Raw genomic sequence first — 9,566 nt, 5'->3', positions numbered from 1 at the left:
CGAGCCGATGGCAAGGCTGGGATACTGATCCAATGGACCACTACACGCGACGGATACCAGGTAGCCCACTTAGTCCGCACGAGCGCATCTTGCTGCAGCGCTTGTGCTCAGGAGACTGGCCTGGAGCAAAACAAGCACGCCAACAGGCGGTTCATGCGCATTGGGGCGGACTCCAGTTCGATGATTGCGAGGATTTCCTTATTGAAATTTCCGAAGGTCTGAATCTGGAGAAGATTCCCCCGCATCCAGGTGGGCCATTTGCGAGCCTCGAGGTTTACGAAGATGAAGTTCTCCTGGGGCATCTGGATCTCTGGGCGCCAGACGGGGTCCTTCACTCGGTGGACTACATGACCTTCGACGCTCCAGATAGGCTGCTTCCCGCCGTCGAACAGCTCGGTTCGGTACCTTTTGCATCCTGGCTCGACGCAGACGCTACCGACGAGTGATCGTGGGAATACGCCATCACGAGGCTACAATCTAGGTTGCTCTACTAACGAAGACGCCTTAGCGATCGTCTTAAACTTTTCAAGAGAATGACAGATCAATATTTGGCATTATTTAATGTCCCGCAGAGGGTTCCCTATATGGATCTTCGAGGGTTGTCCGTCACCAAGTGGGGCATTCAAGATTTGACGTTGTTCTTACGCAAATTCGAGGCGTCCGTGACCCAAGTCGATGAAAACATGTCTATAAAGGCTTTACTTTCTGCGCCAAACAGGCTTCGGCAGTACAGATGGCTTGTCGGGTTGATGCGAGTTGGTCTTCAGGGCTTTTCAGTTCTTGGCGCAGGACCAATGCAGATTCGAAACTTTGTAGAGCATCGGCGAACTGTCCTTGGTCGAAGTGCAGCTTGCCTAAATGCTGCCAAGCGAAGGCTGCCAATGAACGCGCAGCGACGGGGTTCATTTCAGAATTATCGATCTCAGACTGTGCAGATTCCAGCGCCGCTGTGAATAGCCGATCGGCCTGGCTGTATCTCTTCTGCCAGTGCAGGACGTGAGCCAGTCGTAAAGCACCGGCTACGGCTTGGAATGGAAGTGGTGTGACGATTTGCCGGTTATCTGTCATTCCGCCCGATTTTACTAATGTGATCCAACCCAGTTCTTCAGCTTCTTGCAGCCTTCCGAGCATCCGAAGCCAAGAGATGCGTTCCGCGTCGCCTGGCTCACCAATATTTTCAAGTTCTTCAATCCGGGATTCTACTGCGGCTTCGTTGCTCACGACTTCGCGCAGGGAGACAGGATCTATGATGTAGCGAGCTTTTCGAGATTCCTCGGTGGGAGAATTTTGTGACATGGCTAGAAGCTTAGCCGCAGTCAGAGGTACTGGATTGAGGGTCCGGCCTCATGCCCCGTAGAGGGTTCCCCATAGGGTGCGATGAAGAAGGTAAACGTTGCTGTGTTTGAATGAAGTATGAAAGCTTCGAGTAAGGCCGTTTGCCTGACAATAGGACTCCTGCTGACTCTCGCAGGAGCAGCAGGTAGTTTCGTGATGTTCTTGCAGCCATGGCGGAGCTGTCCTGAGATTGATGACAGTTCTGCGGGCTGCCCTGCGACATCAAGCGACACAGCTTTACTTGGGCTTGCCATAGCTGTATTTCTCTTTGGCATAGCGTTCTTGATCATGTCCAGGAAGCCAGAGCGGATTCCGCTCGACGCTGCCGGCCCCTTTGGGAAACTCGACTAAAGTCCGAGACCGAGTCGCATCAGCAATTGAGCGGCGCTCTGCAACTACCTTGCACCGTCCCAGTTGACGTTCGTTTATAGGACAGCAAAGGAATGAAGGTCAGTGCAAGTCAGGCTGGCGGTTCAACTGATATTTCTTTTGCAAGGCCCACTCATTTTGGTCCAAGGGATATGAACTTTCCGGGAACCAAGCCAACCACTGAAGCATATTTTCACTATCCGCCTATGCTGAGTAGAGCAGCCTCCGGCGTTTATGATCCATTCATTGTGCACGAGATAACTTTGATCTGAGTTCCTCTAAGTGCGAAGCTAAAATTTGACGCTGGTCTCGGGTGAACCTTCTGGCCTGCATATCGAGAACCGCTCGACCACAGTTTTCTCCCACTCCCAACAGCTGAGAGACACGAAGATTAGCTTCGTCCAGGTTCTCAGAACTTCCTATCGCGTCGAAAACCTCCTCACGCCGATCGATCGCTTGAACTAAAGCCTCGAGGATCATCATTTCTTGTTTCGTCTGCAGCTCGCTCTCATGCATGCGGCGATTGTTTCACAAACTTTAATCCTGGGGTAGACCACCTCCGGCGGATGGATTCGAATACTCCCGATTGGAGTAGCCCAATACGTTGTTCTGACACGTTCATGCTGATTCTGAGTCAATACTGAAGGCGCAGGAAATATCCTAAATCGTGGTCTGGACTGAATATTCAGGGCGGACCGGAGTTTGGCAGCTTGGCCAAGCAAGCCAGGAATTCGCAAACTGGAGGTCAATATGACGGCAGAGCGATCCAAAACCGAGTTTTAAAAGGCACCATCGCGGTAGTTACTCAGCCGTGGGCACTCAAGATCCAGCTGTTCATCTTGCTCTCTGTGTGCCGTCCCGTAGAGCGTTCGACCTATGGGATCGCTGAATCAGCTTTAGTGGAGAAGTTTCTGGTCGACGCTAGGCTAGTCGCATGATGACAGTTATTTCAGCGCCAGCGGATCTCGTCGTAGCAACCAATATAGGTGTGGGCGTCCGATTTGCTGGTATCGAATCGATTGCAGATGTTCCCATCGTTTCTGACGAATGGCTGGGGAAAGAAGGACTTAGGCTCTATCTTCAGGGAATACGTAGCGACGAAACTCGGCAACGCGACGCTCGCTTCGAAGAACAACTAAACCAATGGGGTGCGCTTCGAGAACTCTCTGGAGTCGAAGCTGCAGGAGACCCGCCCTCAATGCCCGGACAGCTCGTTCTTGGAGTAGTTGGAGCGGTTATCTCGGATGACGTAGGCACCACATATCGGTTGAGCGCTGGACAGGTTGCTGGGGGCATGTCCGGCTGGGAATCCACTTGGGTATATCTTCCCGCACCTCCAAAAACGGCACGGGTTCTCACTCTCGAATTCACCGTTAATGGCGGGCCAACCGGCAAGATCTGCAAAATTCAACTGGACTGACCTAGAGGATTCTCGCATAGCGTTCCTCTTGCGGACCTCCTTACGGTACGGTCCAAAATGTCAATCCGGACAGAGCCCTAACGGGACGATGGCTCTGATTTTGTAGTCAAAAGAAGTGATTTACCTGATTACCCGAACGGTTCCGCAATCGCCGATAAAACCACCGATATCAAGGCCTTGGCAGGCCGCCGGCCACGCTTCCTAACCTGCCTGAATTAGGTCTATAGCTTCCTGAGCGCTGTGGTCTGGCGAGAAGTCAATCTGTACCCGGCCATTATCTATTGCTTGCATTACCGTGACGACAGCTTGTACTTCTCCGCCGATCTTCAGGAGCAGACGTTCCGAACTTCCAGTTTGGGCGGCCTTTTCCGTGAGGGCACGGAAGACCTTTGTGCCATCTTTGGTGAACGTCACGTCCACGGTATTCGGACTCTGATCACCGGCGGCTGAAACGTTTTTGACTCCGACTCGTTCGAAATCAGAGGGGAGTACAACATTCTCGCCCTTGACCAAAACACACTTCGGGTCCGACCCCGCAACACACGTTTCTGATACTGCTGCTTCGACCGCCGCGCCGGTGTCCGAAGGTGTTTGGTTCCCATCAGCATTGGGAGAACACGCACTGAGCGCCAACATGGTTAATACCGCCAGAGCGAGCCGCGGTGTTAGAGGATTCATGACGAGCCTTTCTCGGAAACGTTAGATGAATGTCGAAACAACATCTTTATCCAACATTAGGAGAAAAGTCAGGCGTTCACCAGTGTCCAGTAGTCACGAACGCATATGGCGTCATTTGGATGCTAGCCAGTGGGTCCGTTTAGGGTTCGGCTCACGGGACAGCACTAACTGCCAAGTAGCGGGTGCAAGCACGTTATTGCTGGTCACGCAAATGTGTCCAGCGCCTGCCGGTAACTGTCGCTGTTATTGCGCGTTGCGAAGTCCGTAAGCAAGGTGTTCTCACCAAGTTTTTGCGTGAACTCACCGGTACAAGGAATAGTAATGATCTTGCGAAGGCCGGCGCGCCAAGCCGGGATTAGGTTTGGGAGATCGCGCCGTTCTGGACTTTCTTCGGCTCTCACCGGCGACGTAGCAAGATAAGCGTTCCATCCCCGTTGAGACCATGTGCGGTAAGAGTCGTTGTCGAAGGCGCTGTCTCCGAATTCTTCGCGCCAGCCTGGTCTTTCGATACCTGTATGGATAGCAGCCTGCCATATGTGTGGCCAGGCAGATTCCCATTCGGCTTGAGTAGAGGTGCTGATCATGGCATCTCGTAGGGGTGTTGGGGTATCTGACAGTAGCGGTGGGAGATTGTCGCCATGAGGTGTCAACTCGTAAGCTTCCCGTAACCAGAGCAACTCTAGGAGCAAGCTAGGTCGATCTTCGACAGTGATTATCATGTCGCGTGGCCACGGATTCTTATGTGTCGGTTTGCTCGAGCGCATGCGTCCCCTTGTTCTAGGTCTGTCTTATCCTCGTCGAGAATGGTTCCCAAAGCAACGGTTGGATCAAATGCAGATCGCCCCGATTCGAACCCGCGCTTGATGTCCCGTAGAGCGTTCCCCTTGCGGACGCGCAATTAGTCCATAGACGGACCGTCTTGCGGAATGGTCGTCATTTGCTCAGTCGCAAATAAAGTAGTGCGCGACCTCGTTTAGGACGACGAAAGCTCCCGTTACTTCATGCAACTCGAAACTCATGGGGCGAGCCGATGGCAAGGCTGGGATACTGATCCAATGGACCACTACACGCGACGGATACCAGGTAGCCCACTTAGTCCGCACGAGCGCATCTTGCTGCAGCGCTTGTGCTCAGGAGACTGGCCTGGAGCAAAACAAGCACGCCAACAGGCGGTTCATGCGCATTGGGGCGGACTCCAGTTCGATGATTGCGAGGATTTCCTTATTGAAATTTCCGAAGGTCTGAATCTGGAGAAGATTCCCCCGCATCCAGGTGGGCCATTTGCGAGCCTCGAGGTTTACGAAGATGAAGTTCTCCTGGGGCATCTGGATCTCTGGGCGCCAGACGGGGTCCTTCACTCGGTGGACTACATGACCTTCGACGCTCCAGATAGGCTGCTTCCCGCCGTCGAACAGCTCGGTTCGGTACCTTTTGCATCCTGGCTCGACGCAGACGCTACCGACGAGTGATCGTGGGAATACGCCATCACGAGGCTACAATCTAGGTTGCTCTACTAACGAAGACGCCTTAGCGATCGTCTTAAACTTTTCAAGAGAATGACAGATCAATATTTGGCATTATTTAATGTCCCGCAGAGGGTTCCCTATATGGATCTTCGAGGGTTGTCCGTCACCAAGTGGGGCATTCAAGATTTGACGTTGTTCTTACGCAAATTCGAGGCGTCCGTGACCCAAGTCGATGAAAACATGTCTATAAAGGCTTTACTTTCTGCGCCAAACAGGCTTCGGCAGTACAGATGGCTTGTCGGGTTGATGCGAGTTGGTCTTCAGGGCTTTTCAGTTCTTGGCGCAGGACCAATGCAGATTCGAAACTTTGTAGAGCATCGGCGAACTGTCCTTGGTCGAAGTGCAGCTTGCCTAAATGCTGCCAAGCGAAGGCTGCCAATGAACGCGCAGCGACGGGGTTCATTTCAGAATTATCGATCTCAGACTGTGCAGATTCCAGCGCCGCTGTGAATAGCCGATCGGCCTGGCTGTATCTCTTCTGCCAGTGCAGGACGTGAGCCAGTCGTAAAGCACCGGCTACGGCTTGGAATGGAAGTGGTGTGACGATTTGCCGGTTATCTGTCATTCCGCCCGATTTTACTAATGTGATCCAACCCAGTTCTTCAGCTTCTTGCAGCCTTCCGAGCATCCGAAGCCAAGAGATGCGTTCCGCGTCGCCTGGCTCACCAATATTTTCAAGTTCTTCAATCCGGGATTCTACTGCGGCTTCGTTGCTCACGACTTCGCGCAGGGAGACAGGATCTATGATGTAGCGAGCTTTTCGAGATTCCTCGGTGGGAGAATTTTGTGACATGGCTAGAAGCTTAGCCGCAGTCAGAGGTACTGGATTGAGGGTCCGGCCTCATGCCCCGTAGAGGGTTCCCCATAGGGTGCGATGAAGAAGGTAAACGTTGCTGTGTTTGAATGAAGTATGAAAGCTTCGAGTAAGGCCGTTTGCCTGACAATAGGACTCCTGCTGACTCTCGCAGGAGCAGCAGGTAGTTTCGTGATGTTCTTGCAGCCATGGCGGAGCTGTCCTGAGATTGATGACAGTTCTGCGGGCTGCCCTGCGACATCAAGCGACACAGCTTTACTTGGGCTTGCCATAGCTGTATTTCTCTTTGGCATAGCGTTCTTGATCATGTCCAGGAAGCCAGAGCGGATTCCGCTCGACGCTGCCGGCCCCTTTGGGAAACTCGACTAAAGTCCGAGACCGAGTCGCATCAGCAATTGAGCGGCGCTCTGCAACTACCTTGCACCGTCCCAGTTGACGTTCGTTTATAGGACAGCAAAGGAATGAAGGTCAGTGCAAGTCAGGCTGGCGGTTCAACTGATATTTCTTTTGCAAGGCCCACTCATTTTGGTCCAAGGGATATGAACTTTCCGGGAACCAAGCCAACCACTGAAGCATATTTTCACTATCCGCCTATGCTGAGTAGAGCAGCCTCCGGCGTTTATGATCCATTCATTGTGCACGAGATAACTTTGATCTGAGTTCCTCTAAGTGCGAAGCTAAAATTTGACGCTGGTCTCGGGTGAACCTTCTGGCCTGCATATCGAGAACCGCTCGACCACAGTTTTCTCCCACTCCCAACAGCTGAGAGACACGAAGATTAGCTTCGTCCAGGTTCTCAGAACTTCCTATCGCGTCGAAAACCTCCTCACGCCGATCGATCGCTTGAACTAAAGCCTCGAGGATCATCATTTCTTGTTTCGTCTGCAGCTCGCTCTCATGCATGCGGCGATTGTTTCACAAACTTTAATCCTGGGGTAGACCACCTCCGGCGGATGGATTCGAATACTCCCGATTGGAGTAGCCCAATACGTTGTTCTGACACGTTCATGCTGATTCTGAGTCAATACTGAAGGCGCAGGAAATATCCTAAATCGTGGTCTGGACTGAATATTCAGGGCGGACCGGAGTTTGGCAGCTTGGCCAAGCAAGCCAGGAATTCGCAAACTGGAGGTCAATATGACGGCAGAGCGATCCAAAACCGAGTTTTAAAAGGCACCATCGCGGTAGTTACTCAGCCGTGGGCACTCAAGATCCAGCTGTTCATCTTGCTCTCTGTGTGCCGTCCCGTAGAGCGTTCGACCTATGGGATCGCTGAATCAGCTTTAGTGGAGAAGTTTCTGGTCGACGCTAGGCTAGTCGCATGATGACAGTTATTTCAGCGCCAGCGGATCTCGTCGTAGCAACCAATATAGGTGTGGGCGTCCGATTTGCTGGTATCGAATCGATTGCAGATGTTCCCATCGTTTCTGACGAATGGCTGGGGAAAGAAGGACTTAGGCTCTATCTTCAGGGAATACGTAGCGACGAAACTCGGCAACGCGACGCTCGCTTCGAAGAACAACTAAACCAATGGGGTGCGCTTCGAGAACTCTCTGGAGTCGAAGCTGCAGGAGACCCGCCCTCAATGCCCGGACAGCTCGTTCTTGGAGTAGTTGGAGCGGTTATCTCGGATGACGTAGGCACCACATATCGGTTGAGCGCTGGACAGGTTGCTGGGGGCATGTCCGGCTGGGAATCCACTTGGGTATATCTTCCCGCACCTCCAAAAACGGCACGGGTTCTCACTCTCGAATTCACCGTTAATGGCGGGCCAACCGGCAAGATCTGCAAAATTCAACTGGACTGACCTAGAGGATTCTCGCATAGCGTTCCTCTTGCGGACCTCCTTACGGTACGGTCCAAAATGTCAATCCGGACAGAGCCCTAACGGGACGATGGCTCTGATTTTGTAGTCAAAAGAAGTGATTTACCTGATTACCCGAACGGTTCCGCAATCGCCGATAAAACCACCGATATCAAGGCCTTGGCAGGCCGCCGGCCACGCTTCCTAACCTGCCTGAATTAGGTCTATAGCTTCCTGAGCGCTGTGGTCTGGCGAGAAGTCAATCTGTACCCGGCCATTATCTATTGCTTGCATTACCGTGACGACAGCTTGTACTTCTCCGCCGATCTTCAGGAGCAGACGTTCCGAACTTCCAGTTTGGGCGGCCTTTTCCGTGAGGGCACGGAAGACCTTTGTGCCATCTTTGGTGAACGTCACGTCCACGGTATTCGGACTCTGATCACCGGCGGCTGAAACGTTTTTGACTCCGACTCGTTCGAAATCAGAGGGGAGTACAACATTCTCGCCCTTGACCAAAACACACTTCGGGTCCGACCCCGCAACACACGTTTCTGATACTGCTGCTTCGACCGCCGCGCCGGTGTCCGAAGGTGTTTGGTTCCCATCAGCATTGGGAGAACACGCACTGAGCGCCAACATGGTTAATACCGCCAGAGCGAGCCGCGGTGTTAGAGGATTCATGACGAGCCTTTCTCGGAAACGTTAGATGAATGTCGAAACAACATCTTTATCCAACATTAGGAGAAAAGTCAGGCGTTCACCAGTGTCCAGTAGTCACGAACGCATATGGCGTCATTTGGATGCTAGCCAGTGGGTCCGTTTAGGGTTCGGCTCACGGGACAGCACTAACTGCCAAGTAGCGGGTGCAAGCACGTTATTGCTGGTCACGCAAATGTGTCCAGCGCCTGCCGGTAACTGTCGCTGTTATTGCGCGTTGCGAAGTCCGTAAGCAAGGTGTTCTCACCAAGTTTTTGCGTGAACTCACCGGTACAAGGAATAGTAATGATCTTGCGAAGGCCGGCGCGCCAAGCCGGGATTAGGTTTGGGAGATCGCGCCGTTCTGGACTTTCTTCGGCTCTCACCGGCGACGTAGCAAGATAAGCGTTCCATCCCCGTTGAGACCATGTGCGGTAAGAGTCGTTGTCGAAGGCGCTGTCTCCGAATTCTTCGCGCCAGCCTGGTCTTTCGATACCTGTATGGATAGCAGCCTGCCATATGTGTGGCCAGGCAGATTCCCATTCGGCTTGAGTAGAGGTGCTGATCATGGCATCTCGTAGGGGTGTTGGGGTATCTGACAGTAGCGGTGGGAGATTGTCGCCATGAGGTGTCAACTCGTAAGCTTCCCGTAACCAGAGCAACTCTAGGAGCAAGCTAGGTCGATCTTCGACAGTGATTATCATGTCGCGTGGCCACGGATTCTTATGTGTCGGTTTGCTCGAGCGCATGCGTCCCCTTGTTCTAGGTCTGTCTTATCCTCGTCGAGAATGGTTCCCAAAGCAACGGTTGGATCAAATGCAGATCGCCCCGATTCGAACCCGCGCTTGATGTCCCGTAGAGCGTTCCCCTTGCGGACGCGCAATTAGTCCATAGACGGACCGTCTTGCGGAATGGTCGTCATTT

General features: G+C 52.8%; 12 protein-coding genes. 4 read left to right on the top strand and 8 right to left on the bottom strand.

All coding sequences use genetic code 11. The annotated features are described in order from the left end of the window. The coding region (locus tag ACNPM8_RS11415) for a hypothetical protein (protein WP_448939861.1) at positions 1 to 446 on the top strand (446 nt) is incomplete at its 5' end. Between the two features lie 241 nt (positions 447 to 687). Here the strand turns inward: ACNPM8_RS11415 and ACNPM8_RS11410 are convergent. Beyond that, positions 688 to 1,296 carry a tetratricopeptide repeat protein gene (locus ACNPM8_RS11410; protein WP_448939860.1) on the bottom strand — a complete coding sequence of 203 codons (609 nt, stop codon included), beginning with the start codon at positions 1,294 to 1,296 and terminating at the stop codon, positions 688 to 690. 651 nt (positions 1,297 to 1,947) lie between these two features. Further along, entirely contained in the window at positions 1,948 to 2,220 is a 273-nt protein-coding gene (locus tag ACNPM8_RS11405; protein ID WP_448939859.1) for a DNA gyrase subunit A, read from the bottom strand. A 418-nt stretch (positions 2,221 to 2,638) separates the two neighbouring features. Here ACNPM8_RS11405 and ACNPM8_RS11400 point away from each other — a divergent pair, with 418 nt between their 5' ends. Further along, entirely contained in the window at positions 2,639 to 3,124 is a 486-nt protein-coding gene (locus ACNPM8_RS11400; protein ID WP_013348170.1) for a hypothetical protein, read from the top strand. A 201-nt stretch (positions 3,125 to 3,325) separates the two neighbouring features. Here the strand turns inward: ACNPM8_RS11400 and ACNPM8_RS11395 are convergent, their stop codons facing one another. Next, positions 3,326 to 3,802 carry a hypothetical protein gene (locus tag ACNPM8_RS11395; RefSeq protein WP_141393430.1) on the bottom strand — a complete coding sequence of 159 codons (477 nt, stop codon included), beginning with the start codon at positions 3,800 to 3,802 and terminating at the stop codon, positions 3,326 to 3,328. 203 nt (positions 3,803 to 4,005) lie between these two features. Then, on the bottom strand, positions 4,006 to 4,386 hold the full coding sequence (locus ACNPM8_RS11390) for a hypothetical protein (protein ID WP_448939858.1): 381 nt from the start codon (positions 4,384 to 4,386) through the stop codon (positions 4,006 to 4,008). Positions 4,387 to 4,857: 471 nt separating this feature from the next. Between ACNPM8_RS11390 and ACNPM8_RS11385 the strand changes: the two genes are divergently transcribed. Then, positions 4,858 to 5,271 (top strand): hypothetical protein, encoded by a 414-nt coding sequence (locus ACNPM8_RS11385; RefSeq protein ID WP_448938499.1) that lies wholly within the window; start codon positions 4,858 to 4,860, stop codon positions 5,269 to 5,271. Positions 5,272 to 5,512: 241 nt separating this feature from the next. On the opposite strand, the gene ACNPM8_RS11380 is transcribed toward ACNPM8_RS11385, so the two are convergent. Further along, the gene (locus ACNPM8_RS11380) at positions 5,513 to 6,121 is read right to left on the bottom strand and encodes a tetratricopeptide repeat protein (protein ID WP_448939860.1); all 609 of its coding nucleotides are present in this window, start codon (positions 6,119 to 6,121) and stop codon (positions 5,513 to 5,515) included. Between the two features lie 651 nt (positions 6,122 to 6,772). Beyond that, complete coding sequence (locus ACNPM8_RS11375; RefSeq protein WP_448939859.1) at positions 6,773 to 7,045, bottom strand: DNA gyrase subunit A; 273 nt, start codon at positions 7,043 to 7,045, stop codon at positions 6,773 to 6,775. 418 nt (positions 7,046 to 7,463) lie between these two features. Between ACNPM8_RS11375 and ACNPM8_RS11370 the strand changes: the two genes are divergently transcribed. Then, positions 7,464 to 7,949: a hypothetical protein gene (locus ACNPM8_RS11370; RefSeq protein WP_013348170.1), complete on the top strand. Its 486-nt coding sequence runs from the start codon at positions 7,464 to 7,466 to the stop codon at positions 7,947 to 7,949. A 201-nt stretch (positions 7,950 to 8,150) separates the two neighbouring features. Here the strand turns inward: ACNPM8_RS11370 and ACNPM8_RS11365 are convergent, their stop codons facing one another. Both ACNPM8_RS11365 and ACNPM8_RS11360 read right to left on the bottom strand, forming a co-directional pair. After that, on the bottom strand, positions 8,151 to 8,627 hold the full coding sequence (locus tag ACNPM8_RS11365) for a hypothetical protein (protein ID WP_141393430.1): 477 nt from the start codon (positions 8,625 to 8,627) through the stop codon (positions 8,151 to 8,153). Positions 8,628 to 8,830: 203 nt separating this feature from the next. Next, positions 8,831 to 9,211: a hypothetical protein gene (locus tag ACNPM8_RS11360; protein WP_448939858.1), complete on the bottom strand. Its 381-nt coding sequence runs from the start codon at positions 9,209 to 9,211 to the stop codon at positions 8,831 to 8,833. Positions 9,212 to 9,566: the final 355 nt, after the last annotated feature.

The sequence above is a fragment of the Glutamicibacter sp. AGC46 genome, assembly GCF_053543715.1.
Note: the sequence above shows the minus strand (reverse complement) of the source record. Positions and strands in the feature narration are given on the sequence as shown.

Excerpts from the sequence above, each read along its gene's own strand:
- ACNPM8_RS11410 (WP_448939860.1), bottom strand. The coding sequence starts at position 1,296 with ATGTCACAAAATTCTCCCACCGAGGAATCTCGAAAAGCTCGCTACATC.
- ACNPM8_RS11405 (WP_448939859.1), bottom strand. The coding sequence starts at position 2,220 with ATGCATGAGAGCGAGCTGCAGACGAAACAAGAAATGATGATCCTCGAG.
- ACNPM8_RS11400 (WP_013348170.1), top strand. The coding sequence starts at position 2,639 with ATGATGACAGTTATTTCAGCGCCAGCGGATCTCGTCGTAGCAACCAAT.
- ACNPM8_RS11395 (WP_141393430.1), bottom strand. The coding sequence starts at position 3,802 with ATGAATCCTCTAACACCGCGGCTCGCTCTGGCGGTATTAACCATGTTG.
- ACNPM8_RS11390 (WP_448939858.1), bottom strand. The coding sequence starts at position 4,386 with ATGATCAGCACCTCTACTCAAGCCGAATGGGAATCTGCCTGGCCACAC.
- ACNPM8_RS11385 (WP_448938499.1), top strand. The coding sequence starts at position 4,858 with ATGGACCACTACACGCGACGGATACCAGGTAGCCCACTTAGTCCGCAC.
- ACNPM8_RS11380 (WP_448939860.1), bottom strand. The coding sequence starts at position 6,121 with ATGTCACAAAATTCTCCCACCGAGGAATCTCGAAAAGCTCGCTACATC.
- ACNPM8_RS11375 (WP_448939859.1), bottom strand. The coding sequence starts at position 7,045 with ATGCATGAGAGCGAGCTGCAGACGAAACAAGAAATGATGATCCTCGAG.
- ACNPM8_RS11370 (WP_013348170.1), top strand. The coding sequence starts at position 7,464 with ATGATGACAGTTATTTCAGCGCCAGCGGATCTCGTCGTAGCAACCAAT.
- ACNPM8_RS11365 (WP_141393430.1), bottom strand. The coding sequence starts at position 8,627 with ATGAATCCTCTAACACCGCGGCTCGCTCTGGCGGTATTAACCATGTTG.
- ACNPM8_RS11360 (WP_448939858.1), bottom strand. The coding sequence starts at position 9,211 with ATGATCAGCACCTCTACTCAAGCCGAATGGGAATCTGCCTGGCCACAC.